General features: G+C 66.9%; 26 protein-coding genes and 1 pseudogene. 16 read left to right on the top strand and 11 right to left on the bottom strand.

Annotated elements, in window-relative coordinates; all coding sequences use genetic code 11:
• The first annotated feature begins 57 nt into the window (after positions 1–57).
• From ccoG to NGK62_RS30700, 3 genes are read left to right on the top strand one after another with little or no spacing between them, the layout of a single operon-like run.
• Positions 58–1,548 carry a cytochrome c oxidase accessory protein CcoG gene (gene ccoG / locus NGK62_RS30710; protein ID WP_118932509.1) on the top strand — a complete coding sequence of 497 codons (1,491 nt, stop codon included), beginning with the start codon at positions 58–60 and terminating at the stop codon, positions 1,546–1,548.
• A 20-nt stretch (positions 1,549–1,568) separates the two neighbouring features.
• On the top strand, positions 1,569–1,778 hold the full coding sequence (locus tag NGK62_RS30705; protein WP_059372466.1) for a FixH family protein: 210 nt from the start codon (positions 1,569–1,571) through the stop codon (positions 1,776–1,778).
• 15 nt (positions 1,779–1,793) lie between these two features.
• Positions 1,794–2,030 (top strand): hypothetical protein, encoded by a 237-nt coding sequence (locus NGK62_RS30700; RefSeq protein WP_059372469.1) that lies wholly within the window; start codon positions 1,794–1,796, stop codon positions 2,028–2,030.
• A gap of 47 nt (positions 2,031–2,077) precedes the next feature.
• Here the strand turns inward: NGK62_RS30700 and NGK62_RS30695 are convergent, their stop codons facing one another.
• The gene (locus tag NGK62_RS30695) at positions 2,078–2,419 is read right to left on the bottom strand and encodes a zinc ribbon domain-containing protein YjdM (RefSeq protein WP_059372471.1); all 342 of its coding nucleotides are present in this window, start codon (positions 2,417–2,419) and stop codon (positions 2,078–2,080) included.
• A gap of 109 nt (positions 2,420–2,528) precedes the next feature.
• Entirely contained in the window at positions 2,529–3,461 is a 933-nt protein-coding gene (locus NGK62_RS30690) for a LysR family transcriptional regulator (protein WP_251881878.1), read from the bottom strand.
• Positions 3,462–3,588: 127 nt separating this feature from the next.
• On the opposite strand from NGK62_RS30690, the gene NGK62_RS30685 reads away from it, so the two are divergent.
• The 6 genes from NGK62_RS30685 to NGK62_RS30660 all read left to right on the top strand — a co-directional run bounded on the left by NGK62_RS30685 (position 3,589) and on the right by NGK62_RS30660 (position 9,541).
• Positions 3,589–4,563 (top strand): Bug family tripartite tricarboxylate transporter substrate binding protein, encoded by a 975-nt coding sequence (locus tag NGK62_RS30685; RefSeq protein ID WP_059372475.1) that lies wholly within the window; start codon positions 3,589–3,591, stop codon positions 4,561–4,563.
• Positions 4,564–4,570: 7 nt separating this feature from the next.
• A complete protein-coding gene (locus NGK62_RS30680) occupies positions 4,571–5,605 on the top strand; it encodes a 4-hydroxythreonine-4-phosphate dehydrogenase PdxA (protein WP_118932507.1) in 1,035 nt (344 codons plus the stop codon).
• A 45-nt stretch (positions 5,606–5,650) separates the two neighbouring features.
• The gene (locus NGK62_RS30675; protein WP_118932506.1) at positions 5,651–6,823 is read left to right on the top strand and encodes an L-rhamnonate dehydratase; all 1,173 of its coding nucleotides are present in this window, start codon (positions 5,651–5,653) and stop codon (positions 6,821–6,823) included.
• Between the two features lie 2 nt (positions 6,824–6,825).
• A complete protein-coding gene (locus tag NGK62_RS30670) occupies positions 6,826–7,755 on the top strand; it encodes a dihydrodipicolinate synthase family protein (protein WP_251881877.1) in 930 nt (309 codons plus the stop codon).
• Between the two features lie 104 nt (positions 7,756–7,859).
• Positions 7,860–8,783, top strand: coding sequence for an ABC transporter ATP-binding protein (locus NGK62_RS30665; RefSeq protein ID WP_059372488.1), 924 nt, complete (start codon positions 7,860–7,862; stop codon positions 8,781–8,783).
• Positions 8,780–9,541, top strand: coding sequence for an ABC transporter permease (locus tag NGK62_RS30660; RefSeq protein ID WP_059372491.1), 762 nt, complete (start codon positions 8,780–8,782; stop codon positions 9,539–9,541). The genes NGK62_RS30665 and NGK62_RS30660 overlap by 4 nt, the downstream gene beginning before the upstream one ends.
• Positions 9,542–9,565: 24 nt before the next feature.
• On the opposite strand, the gene NGK62_RS30655 is transcribed toward NGK62_RS30660, so the two are convergent.
• Positions 9,566–10,264, bottom strand: coding sequence for a glutathione S-transferase family protein (locus NGK62_RS30655; protein WP_059372498.1), 699 nt, complete (start codon positions 10,262–10,264; stop codon positions 9,566–9,568).
• 93 nt (positions 10,265–10,357) lie between these two features.
• The gene (locus NGK62_RS30650; RefSeq protein WP_251881876.1) at positions 10,358–10,852 is read right to left on the bottom strand and encodes a DUF2938 domain-containing protein; all 495 of its coding nucleotides are present in this window, start codon (positions 10,850–10,852) and stop codon (positions 10,358–10,360) included.
• An 80-nt stretch (positions 10,853–10,932) separates the two neighbouring features.
• On the opposite strand from NGK62_RS30650, the gene NGK62_RS30645 reads away from it, so the two are divergent.
• On the top strand, positions 10,933–11,367 hold the full coding sequence (locus tag NGK62_RS30645; protein ID WP_251881875.1) for a helix-turn-helix domain-containing protein: 435 nt from the start codon (positions 10,933–10,935) through the stop codon (positions 11,365–11,367).
• 36 nt (positions 11,368–11,403) lie between these two features.
• On the opposite strand, the gene NGK62_RS30640 is transcribed toward NGK62_RS30645, so the two are convergent.
• Together NGK62_RS30640 and NGK62_RS30635 are read right to left on the bottom strand one after the other, a co-directional pair.
• Positions 11,404–11,817 (bottom strand): DUF4168 domain-containing protein, encoded by a 414-nt coding sequence (locus NGK62_RS30640; protein WP_059372506.1) that lies wholly within the window; start codon positions 11,815–11,817, stop codon positions 11,404–11,406.
• Between the two features lie 209 nt (positions 11,818–12,026).
• Positions 12,027–12,839 (bottom strand): sulfite exporter TauE/SafE family protein, encoded by an 813-nt coding sequence (locus NGK62_RS30635; protein WP_251881874.1) that lies wholly within the window; start codon positions 12,837–12,839, stop codon positions 12,027–12,029.
• A 174-nt stretch (positions 12,840–13,013) separates the two neighbouring features.
• Here NGK62_RS30635 and NGK62_RS30630 point away from each other — a divergent pair, with 174 nt between their 5' ends.
• Both NGK62_RS30630 and NGK62_RS30625 read left to right on the top strand, forming a co-directional pair.
• Positions 13,014–13,781, top strand: coding sequence for an AraC family transcriptional regulator (locus tag NGK62_RS30630; protein ID WP_059372510.1), 768 nt, complete (start codon positions 13,014–13,016; stop codon positions 13,779–13,781).
• A gap of 63 nt (positions 13,782–13,844) precedes the next feature.
• On the top strand, positions 13,845–15,038 hold the full coding sequence (locus NGK62_RS30625) for an FAD-dependent oxidoreductase (RefSeq protein WP_251881873.1): 1,194 nt from the start codon (positions 13,845–13,847) through the stop codon (positions 15,036–15,038).
• 18 nt (positions 15,039–15,056) lie between these two features.
• Here NGK62_RS30625 and trhA read toward each other — a convergent pair whose 3' ends face one another.
• Positions 15,057–15,701, bottom strand: a complete 645-nt coding sequence (trhA, locus tag NGK62_RS30620) for a PAQR family membrane homeostasis protein TrhA (protein ID WP_059372515.1) — start codon at positions 15,699–15,701, stop codon at positions 15,057–15,059.
• 210 nt (positions 15,702–15,911) lie between these two features.
• Here trhA and NGK62_RS30615 point away from each other — a divergent pair, with 210 nt between their 5' ends.
• Both NGK62_RS30615 and NGK62_RS30610 read left to right on the top strand, forming a co-directional pair.
• The gene (locus NGK62_RS30615) at positions 15,912–16,994 is read left to right on the top strand and encodes an extracellular catalytic domain type 1 short-chain-length polyhydroxyalkanoate depolymerase (protein WP_251881872.1); all 1,083 of its coding nucleotides are present in this window, start codon (positions 15,912–15,914) and stop codon (positions 16,992–16,994) included.
• Positions 16,995–17,107: 113 nt separating this feature from the next.
• Positions 17,108–17,629: pseudogene (locus NGK62_RS30610) on the top strand (DUF1993 domain-containing protein).
• On the opposite strand, the gene NGK62_RS30605 reads toward NGK62_RS30610, so the two are convergent.
• The gene (locus NGK62_RS30605) at positions 17,626–18,129 is read right to left on the bottom strand and encodes a VOC family protein (RefSeq protein ID WP_118932497.1); all 504 of its coding nucleotides are present in this window, start codon (positions 18,127–18,129) and stop codon (positions 17,626–17,628) included. The pseudogene NGK62_RS30610 and the gene NGK62_RS30605 sit on opposite strands and share 4 nt — an antisense overlap.
• Positions 18,130–18,181: 52 nt before the next feature.
• Positions 18,182–18,538, bottom strand: coding sequence for a DUF1428 domain-containing protein (locus NGK62_RS30600; RefSeq protein WP_059372524.1), 357 nt, complete (start codon positions 18,536–18,538; stop codon positions 18,182–18,184).
• 170 nt (positions 18,539–18,708) lie between these two features.
• On the opposite strand from NGK62_RS30600, the gene NGK62_RS30595 reads away from it, so the two are divergent.
• Positions 18,709–19,689 carry a GlxA family transcriptional regulator gene (locus NGK62_RS30595; protein ID WP_118932495.1) on the top strand — a complete coding sequence of 327 codons (981 nt, stop codon included), beginning with the start codon at positions 18,709–18,711 and terminating at the stop codon, positions 19,687–19,689.
• A 5-nt stretch (positions 19,690–19,694) separates the two neighbouring features.
• On the opposite strand, the gene NGK62_RS30590 is transcribed toward NGK62_RS30595, so the two are convergent.
• Together NGK62_RS30590 and NGK62_RS30585 are read right to left on the bottom strand one after the other, a co-directional pair.
• Positions 19,695–20,150: a GNAT family N-acetyltransferase gene (locus NGK62_RS30590; protein ID WP_251881871.1), complete on the bottom strand. Its 456-nt coding sequence runs from the start codon at positions 20,148–20,150 to the stop codon at positions 19,695–19,697.
• Positions 20,151–20,165: 15 nt separating this feature from the next.
• Positions 20,166–20,720 carry a hypothetical protein gene (locus NGK62_RS30585; protein WP_251881869.1) on the bottom strand — a complete coding sequence of 185 codons (555 nt, stop codon included), beginning with the start codon at positions 20,718–20,720 and terminating at the stop codon, positions 20,166–20,168.
• Positions 20,721–21,081: 361 nt separating this feature from the next.
• Between NGK62_RS30585 and NGK62_RS30580 the strand changes: the two genes are divergently transcribed.
• Positions 21,082–21,561, top strand: a complete 480-nt coding sequence (locus NGK62_RS30580) for a thioesterase family protein (protein WP_251881867.1) — start codon at positions 21,082–21,084, stop codon at positions 21,559–21,561.
• Positions 21,562–21,587: the final 26 nt, after the last annotated feature.

Below are 21,587 nucleotides of genomic sequence, written 5' to 3'. Positions count from 1 at the left end.
TGGGGGCCGCGCCTGGCGTGGCCCCCATATCACTGGACATACAGCAGGGAGCAGGAAATGGAAGATGGGTCAGCCGCAAGGACCGGCAATTCGCCTGACGGTGACCCGCCGCCTTGGCGGCCGCACGTAAAGCCGCCGCGCCCCGGGACGGAAACCCTGGAGCAGACGCTGGCGGGCGTGCGCAGCAAGATCTACCCCCGGTCCGTCAGCGGCATCTTCGCCCGCTGGCGCATCGCATTCGTCTTCCTCACCCAGCTGATTTTCTATGGCCTGCCCTGGCTGCAATGGAACGGCCGCCAGGCCGTGCTGTTCGACCTGGGCGCGCGCAAGTTCTATCTCTTTGGCCTGGTGCTGTGGCCGCAGGACGTGGTCTATCTGGCGGTGCTGCTGGTGATTTCGGCGCTGGCGCTGTTCCTGTTCACCGCGGTGGCGGGGCGGCTGTTCTGCGGCTACGCCTGTCCGCAGACCGTCTATACCGAAATCTTCATGTGGATCGAGCGCAAGGTCGAAGGCGACCGCGTCGCGCGCATCCGCCTGGACGAATCGCCCTGGACCTGGCGCAAGGCGCGCCTGAAGATCACCAAGCATTTCCTGTGGATCGCGCTGGCCTGGTGGACGGGTTCCACCTTCATCGGCTACTTCGCGCCCATCCGCGAACTGGGCCATGAGCTGTTCGCGCTGCAACTCGGCCCCTGGCAGTGGTTCTGGATGCTGTTCTACGGCTTCGCCACCTGGGGCAACGCCGGCTTCATGCGCGAATCCGTATGCAAGTACATGTGCCCCTACGCGCGCTTCCAGAGCGTGATGGTGGACCCCGACACCTTCGTGGTCACCTACGACAAGCGCCGCGGCGATCCGCGCGGCGGCCGCTCGCGCAAGGTGGACCACAAGGCCGCCGGGCTGGGCGATTGCGTCGATTGCAGCCTGTGCGTGCAGGTCTGTCCGACCGGCATCGATATCCGCGACGGCCTGCAGTACATGTGCATAGGCTGCGGCGCCTGTATCGACGCCTGCGAACAGGTCATGGACAAGATGCAGTACGAGCCCGGCCTGATCCGCTATACCTCGGAACGCGCCATGCTGGACGGCTTGTCCGCCAAGAGCGCGCGCTCCCATCTGCTGCGCCCGCGCGTGCTGATCTACGGCACGCTGATCCTGGCGCTGGCCATCGCCTTCGTCGCATCGCTGGCCATGCGCAACCCCCTGCGGGTGGACGTGATCCGCGACCGCGGCGCGCTGGGGCGCGAAGTGGCCGGCGGCATGATCGAAAACGTGTACCGCCTGCAGATCATCAATACCTCCGACCAGCCGATGCGCCTGCAGCTCTCGGCCGACGGCATGCCCGGCCTGAAGGTGATGACCGGACGACAAGGCTCGGACACCGTCGACGTCGAGGCCGCGGCCAACAAGCTGGTGCCCATGGTCATCCGCGCGCCGGCCGGCGCCGAGCCCGGCGCCCATGCCATCACGCTGCGCGCGCGCGGCCAGGACGGCGAGAGCCGTGCGGTCGAGACCGACGAGCCCGCCAGCTTCTACGTACCCGACTGAATACTGAAAAGGACAAGCCCATGACCGCCGCCCAACCCGCCAAGACCGCCAAGCCCTGGTATCGCGAGCCCTGGCCCTGGATCCTGATGGCCGGCCCGTTCGCGGCCATGATAGGCTGCTTCGTCACGATCTATTTCGCTTTCACCAATTTCAGCAACCAGCCGATCCAGGAGGGCGTGGTCAAGCGCGGCCTGGTCATCGAGCAGGCGGCGCCCAGCGCCAATCCGTAACCGGGGAGAACACAGATGGGCTTGCGATCGTTGATGTGGATCCTGTGGCCGTCCTTCATGGCGGCCGCGGCGGGGAGCGCGCTGATCTTCGCCCTGATCGATCCCCTGGACGTGGCGATCTTCGGGCATGTGCCCACCGGGCGCACCGGCTTCTACACGGTGGCTTTCTTCGTGCTGTGGGTGATGGCGGGGCTGTCCAGCACGCTGACCGCGTACCTGATGCCCAAGGCCGAGGAGCCCGAGGACCTGTAGCCAGGGCGCGGCGCTGCCGCACCCCCGGAGCCGTCGCAAGTGGCGGCTTATACCTTCTTCACAAACTCCGACTTCAGGCTCATCGCCCCGAAGCCGTCGATCTTGCAATCGATGTCGTGGTCGCCATCGACCAGGCGGATGCCCTTGACCTTGGTGCCCATCTTGACCACGCCGCCGGAACCCTTGAGTTTCAGGTCCTTGATGACGGTGACGGTGTCGCCGTCCTGCAGCACATTGCCGGCCGAATCGCGGTAGACGCGGGCGGCTTCATCGGCAGATTCCGCGGCCTGCGCCGGCCATTCATGCGCGCATTCCGGGCAGACGTACAGGGCGCCGTCTTCATAGGTGTATTCGGACTGGCATTTGGGACAGGCGGGCAGTGCGCTCACGTGTGGACCTCAGTGTAAAAAACGCGCGATGCGCAACACGCGATTGTACTGCGCCGCATGCTGTTTTCTCCTGCGCCGCGGGCGTTTTCCCCCTTTGCATTGCGCGCTCTCAAGCCGCTGCGTCGCCGTGCAGCAAGCCCACGAAATGCCTAGCCGCGGCGCTCAGCGGCCGGTCGCGCGGCACGATGCTGCCGAAGGCCGTCAGGCTCTGCCGGATCTGGTAGGGCAGTATCGCCAGGAGACCATGCGCCGCATAGCGGCTGGCCACCGATTCCGGAATCACGCCCAGCATCGTGGACTTCATCGCCAGGTTGGTCGTGGTCAGGATGGAGGCCGATTCGATCAGGCCCTTGGGCGTGGCGGCATCGTGCGAGCGGAACTCCTGTTCGATGACGTCGCGCATCGGACTGCCATGCGGCTGCAATACCCAGGGATAGGCCAGCATGGCCTCGAAGCTCACGCGCTTGCGGCCGGCCAGCGGATGGTCCACCGCCGCGATCACGGACAGCGCTTCATCGCCGATGGGGCGGAACACGTACTGGCTGTCCGACGGCGTCAGCATGCGGCCGATCACCACGTCCAGCTTGCCTTCGTTCATGCGGCCCATCAGCAGGTCGCTGGTGCCGGTGGAAATCTCCACCGCGAGCAGCGGGTAAGTCTCTTTCAGGCGCAGCAGGGCGTCGGTCAGGTGGCCGGGCGAAGCCGCCATGATGCTGCCGATGAACAGCTTGCCCGCGCTGCCCAGGCGCAGCTCCTCCAGTTCGCGCGCCAGCGACGAGACCGTGCCGCGCATGCCCCGGAAGTACCCCATCACGCATTCGCCCGCCGCGGTCAGCGCAAGGCCCCGGCCGACCCGTCCGTACAGCGGCTGGCCGATGGCCAGTTCCAGTTCATGCAGCATCTTGCTGGCTGCGGACTGGGTCATGTTGAGCTGGTTGGCGGCGGCGCGCAGCGTGCCGCGCTCCTCGATCGCCAGCAGCAGGACGATCTGCCGCATGCGCAGCCGGGCCAGCAGGGTAGGGACGTGGATCGCGCGTTCCATGATTGATCGCCTCAGGTGAACGATTGGTGTAAAAGTTTCATTTTACGGAAACAGCACTTCTTTCTAAGATGGACCCACAAAAGATTGCCCCCGCAAGGGCAAAAAAACATCAACCAAGGAGACAACCATGAAGACTCGGCTATTGGCCGCGATGGCGGCTGGCGCCCTGTGCCTGTCGGCCCTGGCGCCCGTCCAGGCGCAGACCGCAGACTGGCCCAACAAGCCCCTGCGCCTGCTGGTGGGATCCGCGCCGGGCGGCGGCACCGACGCCATGGCGCGCGCCGTGGCGGACAAGCTGGGGCCCTTGCTCAAGCAGACCGTGGTGGTCGAGAACAAGCCGGGCGCGTCGAACACGCTGGCGGCCGACCTGGCGGCCAAGTCCACGGACGGCCACACCATGGTGATGGGGGTGTCGACCGCCCATGCCATCGCGCCGCACCTGCTGAAGCTGGGCTATGACAACGACCGCGACCTGACGCCGGTGGTGTTCGTGGGCGCCGTGCCCAACATCCTGGTGGTCAACAACGACGTGCCGGCCAAGTCGGTGCAGGAATTGATCGCCTTGCTCAAGAGCAAGCCCGGCACCTACAACTTCGCCAGCAGCGGTTCCGGCAGCACCCAGCACATCGCCGCCGAGCTGTTCAAGGACGCCACCGGCGTGCAGATGATCCACATCCCGTACCGCGGCAGCGGCCCGGCGCTGGTGGACCTGATGGGCGGGCAGGTGCAGATCGCGTTCGAGACCGCGTCTTCCGTGATCCCCCATATCAAGAGCGGCAAGGTGCGCGCGTTGGCCGTGCTGAGCGCCAAGCGCAACGCCCAGCTGCCCGACGTGCCGACCATGGCCGAGGCCGGCGTGCCGGGCGTGGAAATGAGCGCCTGGTACGGCATCTACATGCCCAGCGCCACGCCCGCCGCCAATCAGAAGCGCATCCATGACGCCGTCAACGGCATCCTGGCCCTGCCCGACACGCAGACCCGCCTGCAGGCGATCGGCGCCGATATCAACCCGATGAGCCAGGAGCAGTTCGCGCAGTTCCACAAGAGCGAGAACCAGCGCTACGCCGGCGTCATCAAGAAGAACAACATTTCCGTGGAATGACCCAGACATGAGCACGCAGCAGAAACCCGTCATCGCCCTGACCCTGGGCGACCCCGCCGGCATCGGCGCCGAACTGATCGCCCGCCTGCTGGCCAGGCCAGAAGCCACGCAGCAGGCGAACATCGTGCTGGTGGGCGACGAGTGGCTGTGGCGCGAAGGCCAGCGGGTGGCGGGCGTGCAGGTCGCCACCCAGCCCGTGGACAGCATCGAGGCGGTGCGCGGCCGGCCGGACACCGGCGCGCCCGCCTGGCTGGGGGTGGACACCATCAAACCCGGCCAGGTGCATGTGGGTCAGGCCGAGGCCGCGGGCGGCGCGTCGGTGCTGCGGGTGCTCAACGCCTGCATGGACGCGGCGCGCGACGGCCACGTCGACGCCATCTGTTTCGCGCCCTTGAACAAGTACGCCATGAAGCTGGGCGGCCTGGGGCATGACGACGAGTTGCACCATTTTGCGCAGTACCTGGGCGTGACCGGCTACTTCTGCGAGTTCAACACCCTGGGCGACCTGTGGACCTCGCGCGTGTCCTCGCATATCCCGCTGAAGGACGCGGCGGCGGCGCTCAGCATCGACGGCATCAAGGACGCCACCCGACTGATCTACCGTTCGCTGCAGGCCAACGGCATTGCCGAGCCGCGCGTGGCGGTGGCGGCCTTCAACCCGCATGGCGGCGACGGCGGCACCTGCGGCCGCGAAGAGGTGGACATCATCGCGCCGGCCGTGCGGCAACTGAATGAAGAGGGGCTGCCGGTGCAAGGGCCGTTCCCCGCCGACACCATCTTCCTGAAGGCCCAGGCCGGCGAGTTCCAGGCCATCGTCACCATGTACCACGACCAGGGCCAGATCGCGATCAAGCTGCTGGGCTTCTCGCGCGGCGTGACGGTGCAGGGCGGCCTGCCCATCCCCATCACCACGCCGGCCCACGGCACGGCGTACGACATCGCAGGCCTCGGCCGCGCCAACCTGGACGCCACCTGGCAGGCCTTTCTCATCGCCTGCCGCATGGGCCTGTCGCACCGCGCCGCGCGGACGCAGGCCGGCTGATCCGCCGCTTTCATTCCATACCCTTATTCCAAGCAGGAACTCCTCATGAAGATCAAATCCGTCCGCGCCCGCGTCTACGAGTGGACCGGCAAGACCGTGCCGCCGCAGGGCAATTTCTGCTCCAACGCCATGGACCTGCTGTATTCCAAGCAGGAAACCATGAGCACCTTCCGCTTCCATGGCTGGACCGTGGTCGAGGTGGAGACGGACGACGGCATCGTGGGCCTGGGCAACGTGGCGCTGGCGCCGCGCGTGGCCAAGGCCATCATCGACCAGTACCTGGCCCCGCTGGTGATCGGGCAGGATCCCTGGGACTACGAATACCTGTGGCAGCGCATGTATCGGTCCACCCATGCCTGGGGCCGCAAGGGCGTGACCATGGCGGCGATCTCGGCGGTGGACCTGGCCATCTGGGACATCCTGGGCAAGTCGGTGAACAAGCCAGTCTTCAAGCTGCTGGGCGGCCGCACCAAGGAAAAGATCCCGGTCTATTACTCCAAGCTCTATCGCACCGACCTGAAGGCCATGCAGGAAGAGGCCCAGACCTATCTGGACCAGGGCTTCACCGCTTTCAAGATGCGCTTCGGCTATGGCCCGGCGCACCTGCAGAAAGGCGTGTCGGAGAACCTGAAGTCGGTGGAGGCGGTGCGCGAGGTGATCGGCTACGACACCGACCTGATGCTGGAGTGCTACATGGGCTGGAATCTTGAGTACGCCAAGCGCATCCTGCCCAAGCTGGAGAAGTTCGAGCCGCGCTGGCTGGAGGAACCCGTCATCGCCGACGACATCGACGGCTATGCGGAACTGAACCAGCTCACCTCGATCCCGATCTCCGGCGGCGAACACGAATTCTCGCTCTACGGCTTCAAGCAGCTGCTGGACCGCAAGGCGGTGTCGGTGGTGCAGTACGACACCAACCGCGTCGGCGGCATCACGGCGGCGCACAAGATCAACGCGCTGTGCGAGGCCTACAGCGTGCCGGTGGTGCCGCATGCCGGCCAGATGCACAACTACCACCTGACCATGAGCACGCTGGCCTCGCCCATGAGCGAGTACTTCCCCATGTTCGACGTGGAGGTCGGCAACGAACTGTTCTATTACATCTTCGATGGCGAGCCGGTGGCCAAGGAAGGCTTCATCGACCTGGACGACGACAAGCCGGGGCTGGGCCTGACGCTGAAGACCGAATACCTCAAAGACTTCAACATCATCGAATAACCATGGCTACCTACCAGAACCCGCGCTATCGCGGCATCTTCCCGGTCGTGCCCACCACCTTCACCGAATCCGGCGAGCTGGACCTTCCCAGCCAGAAGCGGGCCGTGGATTTCATGATCGACTCGGGCGTCGACGGGCTTTGCATCCTGGCCAACTTCTCCGAGCAGTTCGTGCTGTCTGACGACGAGCGCGAAATCCTGACCCGGACCATCCTGGAGCACGTCGCCGGCCGCGTGCCGGTGATCGTGACCACCACGCACTTCAGCACCCAGGTCTGCGCTGCGCGCAGCCGGCGCGCGCAGGAGCAGGGCGCCGCGATGCTGATGATCATGCCGCCTTACCATGGCGCGACGATCCGCGTGTCCGAGGAACAGGTGGCGGGATTCTTCCAGCGCGTGTCGGACGCGGTGGACATCCCCATCATGATCCAGGACGCGCCGGTCGCCGGCACGCCGCTGTCGGCCGCGGCGCTGGCGCGGATGGCGCGCGAGATCGAGCACGTCGCCTATTTCAAGATCGAGACCGCGGGCGCGGCCTCCAAGCTGCGCGACCTGATCGCGCTGGGCGGGGACGCCGTGGAAGGCCCCTGGGACGGCGAGGAAGCCATCACCCTGCTGCCCGACCTGGATGCCGGCGCCACCGGCTCCATGACCGGCGGCGGTTTCGCCGATGGCCTGCGGCCCATCATCGAGGCCCACCGCGCGGGCAAGCGCGACGAGGCCTACCGCCTGTACGAGCGCTGGCTGCCCCTGATCAATTACGAGAACCGGCAGGGCGGCATCCTCACGGCCAAGGCCTTGATGAAGGCCGGCGGCGTGATCGCCTGCGATGCGCCGCGGCACCCGTGGCCGGCCATGCGCGCGGAGGTCCGGCAGGGCCTGCTGGAGACCGCGAGCCGCCTGGATCCGCTGGTCCTGCGCTGGGGGCGTTGAGCAGGGATTGATCAGCCCGCCAAACACACTGTTCCGTCACGGCGAACAAGCCTGTCGCGCGTGACGGTTAAAATCCCTGGCTATCCATCCAGTCGGGGGCGCGTGTGCAGCCGGTCATTTCAGTTCAGGATCTATCCAAACGGTACGCATCCGGATTCCAGGCGCTCAAGAGCGTGAACCTGGACATCCGGCGCGGCGAGATCTTCGCCCTGCTCGGGCCCAACGGCGCGGGCAAGACCACGCTGATCAGCATCATCTGCGGCATCGTCAATCCCACCGCCGGCCGCGTGCTGGCCGATGGCCACGACATCGTCACGGAGTTCCGCGCGGCCCGCGCCAAGATCGGCCTGGTGCCGCAGGAAATTTCCACCGACGCGTTCGAAAGCGTCTGGAACACCGTCAACTTCAGCCGCGGCCTGTTCGGCAAGCCGACCGACCACGCCTACGTCGAGAAGGTGCTGCGCGACCTGTCCCTGTGGGACAAGAAGGACAGCCGCATCATGGCGCTGTCGGGCGGCATGAAGCGGCGCGTCATGATCGCCAAGGCGTTGTCGCATGAACCCGCGATCCTGTTCCTGGACGAGCCCACCGCCGGCGTGGACGTGGAGCTGCGGCGCGGCATGTGGGAAATGGTGCGGCGGCTGCGCGAAAGCGGCGTCACCATCATCCTCACCACGCACTACATCGAGGAAGCCCAGGAAATGGCCGACCGCATCGGCGTTATCCGCAAGGGCGAGATCATCCTGGTCGAAGAGAAGCACGCGCTGATGGCCAAGCTGGGCAAGCGCCAGCTGGCGCTGACCCTGAAGGCGCCGCTGCCGGGCATCCCGACGGCGCTGGACGCCTTCCAGCTGGACCTGTCCGACAACGGGCACAAGCTGGTCTACACCTACGACAACCAGGGCGGCGGGGAAATCTCCCGGCTGCTGCATGAACTGTCGCGCCTGGAGATCGAATTCACCGACCTGAATTCGTCGGAAAGCTCTCTCGAGGATATCTTTGTCAGCCTGGTGCACGGTCAATCATGAACTTCTACGCCATCCGCGCTATCTACCTGTTTGAAATGGCCCGCGCGTGGCGCACGCTGATGCAGAGCGTGCTGTCGCCCGTGATCTCCACCTCGCTGTATTTCGTGGTGTTCGGTTCAGCCATTGGTTCGCACATGGTCGAGATCGACGGCGTGAGCTACGGCGCCTTCATCGTGCCTGGCATGATCATGCTGGCGCTGCTGACGCAAAGCATCGCCAACGCGTCCTTCGGCATCTACATGCCGCGCTTCTCGGGCACCATCTACGAAATCCACTCGGCGCCCATCTCCTATGTGGAGATCGTCATGGGCTATGTGGGCGCCGCAGCCAGCAAGTCCATCATCCTGGGGCTCATCATGTTGGCCACGGCGCGGCTGTTCGTGTCGTTCGAGGTCGCGCATCCGTTCTGGATGCTGGGCTTCCTGGTGCTGACGGCCGTGACCTTCAGCCTGTTCGGCTTCATCATCGGCATCTGGGCCGACGGCTTCGAAAAGCTGCAGATCATCCCGCTGATGATCATCACGCCGCTGACCTTCCTGGGCGGCACTTTCTATTCCATCAAGATGCTGCCGCCGTTCTGGCAGACCGCCACGCTGTTCAACCCGGTGGTGTATCTGGTCAGCGGCTTTCGCTGGGCCTTCTATGGCGTCGCGGACGTCAGCGTCGGCGTCAGCGTGGGCATGACGCTGGTGTTCCTGCTGGCCTGCCTGATTGGGGTGCGCTGGATCTTCAAGACCGGTTACCGGCTGAAGACCTAGCGCAGACAGACCGGGCGCGGCGGCTCAGGCTTGCGCCGCCGGCGCGCGGCGGGCCAGGCCGTCATGCGCGTCGAGCAGGCGCTCGCGCCAGGCGTGGACCGGATCGTCCTGGGCCAGCAGTTCCAGCGTGCTGGTGCAGCGCGCCCACATGAACATGCCGAACACCGCATAGTCGGCATAGGCCGGCTGAGCGCCTGCCAGATAGGGCTGCTTGCCCAGCATCTGCCGCAAGGGCAGCAGCGCCGCGCGCAGCGCGGCGATCTGGTCTTCATAGCCCGCCGGCAGGTCTTCCAGCCTGCCGAAGCGCTTCTCCCGCGTGGCGCGGAAATAGTCCCGGTCCTTTTCGTGGATCAGGCCGTGGATGCTGGGCAGCAGCAACCGCGCCAGCGTCGGCACCAGGGTCGTGTCCGACCATGAATTCACGAACAGGCTCAGCGCGCGGCCGCTGGCGCCGCCGAACAACGAGGGCCGCTCGGGGAAGGTGTCTTCCAGGTAGCAGGCGATCTGCCAGGAATCGCTGACGACATGTTCGCCATGCACCAGCACCGGCACCAGTTTCTGGCCGGAAAAGTCTATGGCTTCCTTTTCCGTGAAGCGCCACGGCACGGTCGTCGCGGTCAGGCCCTTGTGGGCCAGGGCCATGCGGGTCTTCCAGCAATGCGGGCTGAAGCGCAGCGACGCATCGGCGCCGGCCAGGTCATAGAGAGTGAGATCCGGGGTCAAGATACTGCGCTCCTTCTACGTGTCGGTGAGGGAAACCGGAACAGGATAACCGGTTGCGCAGGACAGACGGCGGGCGGGCGCCTTGCGCCGCGGTCAGCTCCACACCTGCCTGAGCGCCGCCGCCGACAGATACAGGCCGCAGCCGAACACCGCATGCGTCGCCAGGCTGCGCAGGCGGTTCTTCCAGGGCGTGGGCGTGCGGGACGCGGCGATCCCCGCGCCCATGGCGGGCTGCATGACGAAAAACGGCATCACGACGGTCGCGACGCCCACGGCCAGGGCGGGCAGCCATGTGGGATCGCGCAGCCATGCCGCGCCCTCGATGCCGACCAGCAGCGCGGCGAAGACGAGACCCACGGCGTAGTGGATCGTCCATCCCAGCGCCGATTCGCCCGAGACGGGCTCGGCCCGGCCGATATTGGCGTGGGCAAGCGTGCCCCGGCACAGGTGGCCGGCCCACCGGCCGACCAGCGCATAGCCCAGTGTGGGCATGCCCAAGGCCTTCTGGAGCATGCCCCACACGTCCATCACGATCGTCGCGCCGATACCGATCAAAACCACTTTTGCCGCCACTTCCATCGATTCCATGTCTTGTTCCTTGCATTGCTGACCGCATTGTTTGCAGGCATGATAGAAGTTGAAGTCAACTTCAAGTCAAGGAGGGCGCCATGGATATTTCGGAAGTCGCCCGGCGCACGGGCCTGCCGGCCTCCACGCTGCGCTTCTATGAAAACAAGGGCTTGATCAAGGCGGTCAGCGCCGCCGGCGAACGCCGGCGTTTCGCGCCTGGCGTGCTGGATCAATTGGCGCTGATCGCGCTGGGGCAGGCCGGTGGCCTGTCGCTGGACGAGATCCAGGCCATGCTCTCGCCCGAGGGCGCGTTGCGGGTGGACAGGCAGTTGTTGCTGGACAAGGCCGACAGCATCGATGCGGCCATCAAGCGCCTGCGGGCGATGAGCCAGGGCCTGCGCCATGCCGCGGTGTGTCCCGCCGCCAACCATGCGCAATGCCCGACTTTCCAGCGGCTGTTGAAGGCCGCCGCGGGACGGTTGAAGCAGAACAGGGCGGCGGCCGGCAAGCAAAAAAACGCCATCCACCCGTAATGGGCGGATGGCGCCAGGGCTGGCTCTCGGAGAGCCTTACTTCGCGGCGGGGGCGCCCTTGCTCATGCTCATCAGGCGTTGCTTGAGCTGGGGGTCCTGCTGTATGGCCTGGCCTATGCCGTTGAATTCGTCGACGCTCAGACCGTCGGCCTGCACCAGTTTCACCATCTTGGCGTCGGCTTCCTCGACGACCTTCTGCTTGGCGGCATCCGTCTTGGCGGCGTCGACCTTGGGGCGGTACTCGTCGACGACGCCGGAAATCTTCTGCGATGCCGAAGCGAAACGCTGCAATTGCTGGTCGGTCGGCTGGATCGCGGGCGGGGGCGCCATGCGCGGTTGAGCCTGGGCCTGGCCTTGCGCCTGGCTGGCTTGCTGCGCAAGGGCGGGAGCACCGGACAGCGCCGTCGCCAGCAGGGCGGCGGACAGGAATGCATAAGTGGAACGCTGCATGAAACCTCCTTGTTCCGGTTGAATGTCGGGCCATGATGACGACCCGGACGGTGCGGGGGCAAGTTTCGCGATGTGTTTTCCTGTTTCGGCAGGCCACGGGATGCGCGCGCGCCCCGGGAGGGAGCCCCCCGGGGCGCGGCCGAAACGTTTTGCGCGGTTTCGTAGTCGCTGCTGGCCGCGATGTTTCCTTAAATTTATGCGGGACGGGTCTATACGAGCAGCATGCTCAGCAGCACCAGCGCCAGCAGCAGCACGTAGACGCGGGCGTGCAGGCGGTCCGGGATGCGCGGGATCAGCGGCGCGGCCAGCCGGATGCCGGCCAGCGACCCCAGCGCCAGCGCGGCGAAGGCCAGCAGGTCCACATAGCCCACGATCCAGGGCGCCAGCGGGTCGGCCAGGCCGCCGGCCGCAGCCATGTAGGCCAGTGTTCCCACCACCGCCACCGGCAGCGTCAGCGGATTGGCCATGGCCGCCGCCTTGGCCATGGGCAGGCCGCGGCGGCGCAGCAGCGGCACCGTCATGACGCTGCCGCCCACGCCCAGGAAGGCTGCCACCGCGCCGATGATCACGCCGCCGCCGACCAGGACGCCGCGGTCCAGAGGCCGGGGATGCGCGTCCTCCTGGGCCATGAAACCCTGGCGCAGCAGGCAATCCAGGATGGTCACGCCCAGATAGGCGATGAAGGCGTAGCGCACGAAGTCGCCGCTGGCGCGCGTGGCGGCGAGCGCGCCCAGCGCCGCGCCGGCGGCGATGAAGCCGGCCAGCGGCCAGACATAGGCCTGCAGGATGTTGCCGGCGCGCTGGTGCTTGCGCGTGGCCGCCACCGAATTCACGATCATGACGCAGGTGGACGTGGCCACCGCGATGTGCATGGCCGCCAGGCCGATGGCGTCGTGCGCGCCGTGCGCCGCCGTCAACACCGCATACAGCACGGGCACCACCACAAAGCCTCCGCCAAAGCCGAACAGCACGGTCGTTACGCCGCTCAAGCAGCCGAACAGGGCCAGAACCAGATAAAGCATTGCTGCGTCCTTCCAGGGGGAAAACGCCACGATACGGCGGTCGGGGGTGGCCCGCTTTCGAGGATGAGACAATAATGTTCGAGTTTCGGCCAATCGACCTGCCGCCGGGCACGCGGCATCAACAGGTCATGAGTCCCAGGCCATGCGCCTCAGACAGGCTATGCGTCCCAGACTATGCGCAATACCCACATCGACCGCTACGACCATCTGGACCGCGCCGTCGTCGCCATCGGCAACGACTATCCGCCTGGCCGGCTGCTGCCGGCCCACGCGCATCGCCGCGCGCAACTGTTGTATGGCGCAACCGGCGTCATGCACGTGGTCACGCGCGATGGCAACTGGGTGGTGCCGCCGCAGCGCGCGGTATGGATCCCGGCCGGCGTGACGCATCAGGTCCGAATGCTGGACGTCAGCACGCGCAGCGCCTACATCGAACCGGGAGCGGCGCGCGCGGACCGCGAGGCCTGCGAAGTGATCGAGGTGTCGCCGCTGCTGAGGCAGCTATTGCTGGACGCGGTCGACATGCCTCCCGCCTACGATCTGGCGGGGCGTGACGGCGCGCTGGCGGCCCTGCTGCTGCATGAGGTCGAGCGCGCGCCGGTGCTGCCGCTGCATATCCCGCTGCCACGCGACAGGCGCCTGGCGCCCTTGTGCAAGGCCTTCATCGCGGCGCCTGACGCGCGCGCCGCGCCACAGGCCTGGGCCGAACGCCTGCACATGAGCCCGCGCACCTTCAGCCGCCATTTCCGACAGCAGACGGGCATGGCGTTTTCGGAATGGCGGCAGCGCGCCTGCGTGGTGCTGGCCTTGGCCCGGTTGGCCTCGGGCGAGTCGGTGACCGCCATTGCGCTGGATTTCGGCTACCAGAGCCCGGCGGCCTTCTCCACGATGTTCCGGCGGGTGCTGGGCCGCCCGCCCACCGAGTATCTGCGCGAGAGCTGAAGGCAGTTGGTACTATGCCGGCTCCCGTGGCGGCCCCTTCGGGCCGCCGGGCCACGCCATTCCATGACCACTACGCATACGCCGTTATCCATCGGCATCGCCGGCGCGGGCAGCGCCGGACTGGCCGCCGCGCTGGCGCTGGCGCTGGCGCAAGCCGGCCATCAGGTGCGCGTCTTTGAAAAACACCAGGGGTTCACCACGCTGGGCGCCGGGCTGCTGCTGCAGCCGCCCGGGGTGCGCGCGCTCAAATCCCTGGGCGTCGACGTCGCGGCGCTGAACGTAGGCGCGCCGATCGACCGCCTGCTGGGCCTGTCGCATCGCGGCTGGCGAGTCGTGGACATCGATTACGTGGGTGACGGCGCGCGGGCCGTGACGCGGGCAGCCTTGGGCGGAGTGCTGTTCGAGGCCGCGCGGCGCGCGGGCGCCGAGTTCTCGTTCGGCTGTCCGGTCGAGACGCTGGCGACCCGCGAGGGCAGGGCCCACGTAACGCACGGCGCGGGGGAAGCCCGCGCCGAGTCCAGTTTCGATGTGTTCGTGGTGGCCGATGGCGCCGCGTCCGCGCTGCGCGAGCAGGTCGGCCTGGCGGCGAGTTCGCGCGCCTACGCCTGGGGCGCGTTGTGGGGCCAGTTCTGGACGCCCGGCTGGAGCGGGGCGACGCAGCTGCTGCAGCGCTTTCGCGGCACCCGCGAAATGATGGGCCTGCTGCCCACCGAGATCGGCCCCCAGGGCGTGCGGCTGTCGCTGTTCTGGAGCATCCGGCACGACGCCTTGCCGGCCTGGCGCGCCGCGCCCATCGGCGCCTGGAAGGACCGCATGCTGTCCCTGTGGCCCGAGGCCGCGCCCGTGGTGGATCAGATTTCGCGGCACGAGGACCTGGCGGTGGCCACATACCGGCATACCTGGCCGCGCGGCTTGGCTGCCGGCCCGTATTGCGCGGTGGGCGACGCGGGCCACGCGATGAGTCCTCAGCTGGGATTGGGAACGACGCTGGCGGTGCTGGATGCGATGGCGCTGGCGCGGGCCCTGGGGCAGCACGGCGCCGCAGAGGGACCGGCGCGCTACGCCCGCAGCCGGTTATTGCCTTCGCGCCTGTACCAGAGCCTCAGCCGGGCGCTGACGCCATGTTTCCAGGCTTCGGGGCCGGGGTTGTGGCGCGACCTGCTGTTCGGTGGCGGGCTGCTCGTGCCCGGGATGAAGTCGCTGATGAAGCGCGGCCTGCTCGCCATGCCGCAGCCGGGGGAGCCGGGCCGCGGCTGATCCGCCGCGCGGCGGCCCTCAGGCCGCGTACCAGAGCACGGCGAAGAAGTGGCACGCAGTGCCGGCGAGCACGAACAGATGCCAGATGAAATGGCTGTAGCGCCAGCGGTTGTCGAGCACGAAGAACACCACGCCGCCGGTATAGGCCAGCCCGCCCGCCACCAGCCACCACAGGCCGCCCGTGGGCACGCGCTCGATCAGGGGGTTGACCGCGATGATCACCAGCCAGCCCATCGCCAGATACAGGCCCGTGGAGATGGCGGGGCGGTTGAGCCGCTTGCTGGCTTTCAGCCCGACGCCCAGCAGGGCCATGCCCCAGACCAGGCCGAACAGGGTCCAGCCCCAGGGGCCGCGCAGGGCGCCCAGGGCGAAAGGCGTGTAGGTGCCCGCGATCAGCAGATAGATGGCGGAATGGTCCAGCACGTTGAAGAGCTGCTTGGCGCGGCTCTTGGGCAGCGCGTGATAGATGGTGGACGCCAGGTACAGCAGGCACATCGTCGCGGCGAAGACCGCGGCGCCCGCGATGAAGGCGGCATCGCCTTGGCGCACGGCGGCCAGGATCAGGATGGGAGCGGAGGCCACGGCGCCCGCGGCGCCGACGCCGTGGCTGATGGCGTTGGCGATTTCCTCGCCCAGGGTCTGGGGTCTGTCGTTGGGAAACATGAATGCGTCTAGGTTGGTTCAGGCCTACACCTTAGGCGCTTTGGGGCGGCGGCTCAAGGCGGCGAGCCAGCCGGTCGCGGCCGAGGCGGTCTCCGTTTGATCTACTGCAAATCGACCTGCGTGCCGGCGTCCCGAAAGCGCTGCCTGGAAGTTACTCTGTGATACATTCAGCGCGCAAGCAAACGCAGGTTTACTGGCCGAGGCCCAGCAATGGCGCGCAGTTTCACCAACTTGTTTTTCAAGGCCGCAAAGAAGATCGGCAAGCTGCAGCGCGCGGCCTTGCGCATGGCCACGCCCAAGGCTGCCAAGAAGCGCAGCGCGCCCAAGCGCCGGGCCGCCAAGCCCGCTGCGGCCTCCGCTTCCCGCAGCGCTGCCGCGCCTTCGTTGGGGACCGGCCGCTGGGAAGCCTCCCGGCAATTTTCCGATGCCCAGGGCCGCCGTCTCACTTTCGCGCGCTACACGCCCGCCGCGGCGCCGCGCGCCGGCATGCCGCTGGTAGTGATGCTGCATGGCTGCAGGCAGACGGCGCTGTCGTTCGCCCGCGGTTCGCGCATGAATCAATGGGCCGACGCGGGCGGCTTCATGGTGCTGTATCCGCAGCAATCGATGACCCGTCAGGTGCAGCGCTGCTGGCGCTGGTTCCAGCCCGACGACGCGCACGGCGGGGCGGAAGCGGACCTGATCGCCGCCCTGATCCGCGCGGAGTGCGCCCGGCATGCGCTGGACCCCGAACGCGTCTACATCGCGGGATTGTCAGCCGGGGCCGGCATGGCCGCGCTGGTGGCCTTGCGGCATCCGCGCCTGATTGCCGCCGTGGCGATGCATTCCGGGCCGGTTGCGGGCGATGCCCACAGCGCTGCGGGCGGCATCGGCACCATGCGGCGCGGCGCGCTCAAGCCGCTGCTGCCCTTGCTGGAAAAAGTCGCGGACCCGGCGGTGTTCCGCCTGGGCATGCCCGCCATGATTCTGCAGGGGCAGCTGGATCCGACGGTGGCGCCGCGAAACGCCAGGCAATTGTTCGAACAGTTCCGCGCCGTCAACGATCTGCCGCCCGAAAGCGTGCCGGTCGAGCGCGTGCTGGGACTGGGCACGGAGAAATCCTACCGTCGCGTCGATATGCTGCGCGGCAGCCGCACGCTGCTGCGGCTATGCGAAATCACGCTGGTGGAGCACGCCTGGAGCGGCGGCGACGCCTCGGTGCGCTATCACGCGCGCAACGGACCGGATGCCTCGGCGCTGATCTGGCGCTTCTTCCAGACGCACCGCCGCGCGGCGCGCGGACAGGCGGAATAAGCCGGGGTCGGTCCGCGCAGCGGGCGGCAGTCCCGTCCCGGCCACGGCAGTAAGATCAGCGTATTCCCGGCGCGTTCCGCGCCAGCCGCCTCGTCCCTGTCCGGAGTCCAGCCATGTCACTTTCCATGTATCAGGCCAGCGTGCCTGCCTTCGTCCGCGGCCTGAACGTGCTGGCCGCGCTGCTGCAAAAGGCCGCCGACCACGCGGCGGCGGCCGGCATGGACCCGGCCGAACTGATCAATGCCCGGCTGGCGCCGGACATGTACCCGTTGAGCGGCCAGATCCAGCGCGCCAGCGACGCGTCCAAGTTCGCGGTGCAGCGCCTGTCGCGGGTGGAAGCGCCCAAGTTTCCGGATGAGGAAACCACGTTCGAACAGTTGCAGCAGCGCATCGCCGCCACCCTCGCGTAGCTGCGGGACGTGCCGGCGGACCGGCTGGATGGCGCCGAAGGCCGCAAGGTTTCGCTGGCGTTCGGCGACTTCAAGCAGGAGTTCCGCGGCGACGACTACCTGCTGACGTTCGCGCTGCCGAACTTCTACTTCCACGTCACGACGGCCTACGCCATCCTGCGCCACGCGGGCGTGAAGATCGGCAAGCTCGATTTCCTGGGGCCGTATCCGCAGCCGGCTGCCTAGCCTTGCTTCTTTGACGCGTCGCCGCAGCCTTCCATCGGACCCATCTTCGCCATGTTCTCCTGCACTTCCTGCGGCGTCAGGTCGAACTTGTGCGTGGCGATGGACCAGCGGTGCCCGCAAGGGTCCACCACCTGGCCGTAGCGGTCGCCCCAGAACATGTCCGCCACGGGCATGGTCACCTGGGCGCCGGCCGCCACCGCCTGCTTCATGGCGGCGTCCACGTCGTTGACGTAGAGATGCAGGGTCACGGGCGTGCCTTTGAGCGCCTTCGGGCCCAGGCTGCCCCATTCGGGGAAGTCGTCCATCAGCATCATCACGGAATCGCCGATGCGTATGGCGGCATGCATGATCTTGCCGTTGGGGCCGGGCAGCCGGGCCAGTTCCTCGGCGTTGAAGGCTTTCTTGTAGAAGTCGATGGCCTGCGCCGCGCCTTCGCACACGATGTGCGGGGTGAGCGTGTGCATGCCGTCGGGGATGGGTTTGCTTGCAGGGTTTGCCATGAGGTATCTCCAGATTTTTCCGTTTGAACGGGCGGGAACGGATCCCGCCGCCTCAGTCGCCTACCAGAGTGGTGAAGCCGCCCCAGCACATGCGCTTGATATCGAACACGTCGTCGCAGCAGTGCTCCGCCAGGCGCGGGTCCGCCATGACCTTGGCGTTGATCCGGTCGCGATCCGCCTTGCTGGGGTAGGTGATCCAGGCGAACACCACCGTTTCCCCCTCGCGCGCGCCCGCGGCGGCGCTGAACGAGCCGGCGCCTTCCTTGTCGATTTCTTCCGCCACGCATTCGCGGTAATCCAGCGCGCCGTGTTCCAGCCAGACCGTCTGCGCTTGCTGCGCCATCTTCCGGTAGGCTTCGAGGTTGGCCTTGGGTACGGGCAGCAGGAAGCCGTCTACATACTTTTCCATCAGTAACTCCTTGATCCACGTTGTTCTGTTCCGCGCCAGGACGTCCCGCAAGCCGCCTTGGCGCTACCCCGGATCTCATTCCGGTAAGTGTCACTGTATCGGGATCGCCGGCGATTTCAGATAGGCGATTGCGACAATCTTGAGGGTGGATTGCGACAGTTGGCAGGCGTATGCTTTGCAGGATGAAAAACGTCGCCTTCCTACTGCCCCTGGGGGCGAACATCGCCTCGCTGGAAACCGCCCGGCATGGCTTCCTGGTCGCCAATGAATACCTGGCCGCGCACGGGCGCGAACCCAGGTTCACGGTGCGCACGCTGGCCCTGACCCGCGAAGTCCGGCTGGACCAGGGCCGCATCACGGTGCAGGCCGACATGGTCCTGGCCGATGCCCACGACATCGACATCTGCATCGCGCCGCCGCTGCTGGGTTCGGTGTCCGACGCGGTGCTGTCCAACCGCGAACTGATCGAATGGCTGTCGCGCCATCACCGCGAGGGCGGCGAAGTCGCCAGCCTGTGCATGGGCGCCGCGCTGCTGGCGGCGGGCGGCGTCCTGGACGGCCAGCAGGCGGTGGTCCACTGGGTGGCCCAGAACCTCTACGCCAGCCTGTTTCCCAGCGTGCAATGGGTCAGCGACCGCGTCGTCATGGCGGACAACGGCATCTACACCAGCGGCGGCGCGTTCTCCGCGGCGCACCTGGTGCTGCACCTGATCGAAAAGTACACCGACCGCGACACCGCCATCTGGTGCGCCAAGTACTTCCAGCTGGACTGGAGCCGCCAGAGCCAGTTGCCGTTCTCGGTGTTCGTGGGGCAGAAGTCGCACGCCGACGAGGTCGTGCGCGCGGTGCAGGATTACATCGAAGGCCGCTACACGGAAAAGATCACCGTCGAGGAATTGGCGGACCGTCATGCCATGGGACGCCGTACGCTGGAGCGCCGCTTTCGCCAGGCCACCGGCAACAGCATCGTCGAGTACGTGCAGCGGGTGCGGGTGGAAGCCGCCAAGAAGCGCCTGGAGACCTCGCGCAAGAGCGTGGCCGAAGTCATGTACGAAGTCGGCTACAACGACACCAAGGCCTTCCGCGACATCTTCAGCAAGTATTGCGGCATGTCGCCGGTGGGCTACCGCGAGCGCTACCACTTTCAGTAGCGGCTTCAGCCCTGGTGCCGGTACACCCGCGTATCGCGCATCACAAAGCCCGCGGACTCGTACAGGTGGTGCGCGGACAGCCGGCTCGGGTTGGAGGTCAGGTCCAGCGTCTTGGCCCCGAGCTCGCGGCTTTTGACGATGGCGGCATGCGTCAGCGCCATGCCGACCTTCAGGCCGCGGGCCTGTTCGTCCACCACCACGTCTTCGATCCACGCCCGCACGCCGGTGGGAATGCGGAAGTGCACCAGCGTCAGCGTGCCGACGATGCGCTTGTCGCTGCCCATGGTGGCGATGAACAGGTGGGTGCACGGGGATCGGATGATCTCGTCCAGCGCCTCGCGCGTCAGCGGCGCCGCGGTTCTGGACAGTTGCGGCAAGAGACGGGCGAATGCCGCGACCAGCGTCGCGCTGGCCTGGGTGGCGAGCACGACTTCGACTTCATTTCCTGGAGGGGGCATCATGCTCTCCCGGGTGGGCTACCTGAGTGTTGTAGCCGACACTCTGTCCGGATACCAAGCGGTGAATTTCATCGCGCCGGCCAGCGCCGCCACCGTCACTGCGATGGCGACCGCCTGCGGCAACTGCGGTTTGTACAGCAGCAACGCGTCGGCCGCCACCATGCTCGCAAACGCCAGCGCCCAGGCTGTGGTCACGGCATAGTTCATGCGCGCGTAGCGACGGTTCTTCCAGACGTATTCCGGTTCCTTTTCGCGTGCGTATTCCAGTGCGAACGGCCGGCGCAGCGCCAGGGTCAGCAACACCAGGAGCAGCATGCCGGCATCGACCCGCAGGCGCGCCTGGGCGATGGTCCAGGAATCCCCGTCCGCCATCGGGGCATACAGGGTCATCCCCATGAACAGCAGCAGCGTGCCGGTTTCCAGGATCTTGAGGCGCCGCTCGGGGCTGAGCCAGTCGCGCAGCACCAGCCCGGCGGATACGAAAGTGCCGGCGGCAAGCCCTTCCAGCACGCCGACGGTTCTTTCAATGATGACAAACACGATGAACGGCGCGAACGCCAGCAGGATATTCATCTTGGTTCCCCGACCTCGAGCGCGCGCCCCTGCGCGTTGTCAGCGTCGCCTTGAGAATCAAGACGCGAACTTGTCCATTTACGCCTGTCCGCCAGGGTGCGGGATATGGCGCAGTTCGACCATCGGCAAGGTGGCCGTGCGCATATGGACGATTGTTCCGGCGGCGCGGCGACCCATCGGCCGTCTGGCCGGCGCCGGCTGGCGCAAAGGATGAGTTCGATGGGCGATGGCCGGCACGGCTTGCGGTCCGCAGGGCGTACCGCCTTTGGCGGACTTCCCGCCGCGTAGTCGCAGGCGTTGCTCCATCAGCGGGTGTCGGCTATGGTCAAGGGCTACGCCCAACCCTGCCCCCGAGGAAACCATGACATCAGTCCTTCCGTCCACGACCCTGAGCGTGGATCCAGCCTGGATCGACGAGTACGGCCACATGAACGCCGCCCATTACGTGGGCATCTTCGACCGCGTCGGCTTCCAGTTGTTGCGCGAAGTGGGGGTGGGGCTGGATTACACCGAGGCCACGCGCTGCGGCATCTACACGATGAATGTGCACGTGGCCTATTTGCGTGAAGTACTGGCGGGCGATCCGCTGGCGCTGCGCATCCGCCTGCTGGAAGCGGACGACAAGCGCCTGCTGTGCCTGATGGAGCTGATGCAGACCCGCGACGGCTACGTCGCGGCCACGATGGAGCAGCTGTCGCTGCACGTGGACCTGGAAACGCGGCGCGCCAAGCCGTTTCCGCCGGAGCTGGCGCAGCGGCTGGCGCGCACGGTCGCGGCGCACGCCGCCCAGCCGCTGCCGGCCGGCTACCGACGGCTCTTGCCGCTGAAGCCGCCGCGTTGAGTCATCGCGCCTGACCGGCCCGACCG

The sequence above is a fragment of the Achromobacter sp. Marseille-Q4954 genome (assembly GCF_943737025.1).
Lineage (GTDB): Bacteria > Pseudomonadota > Gammaproteobacteria > Burkholderiales > Burkholderiaceae_B > Achromobacter > Achromobacter bronchisepticus_A.
Note: the sequence above shows the minus strand (reverse complement) of the source record. Positions and strands in the feature narration are given on the sequence as shown.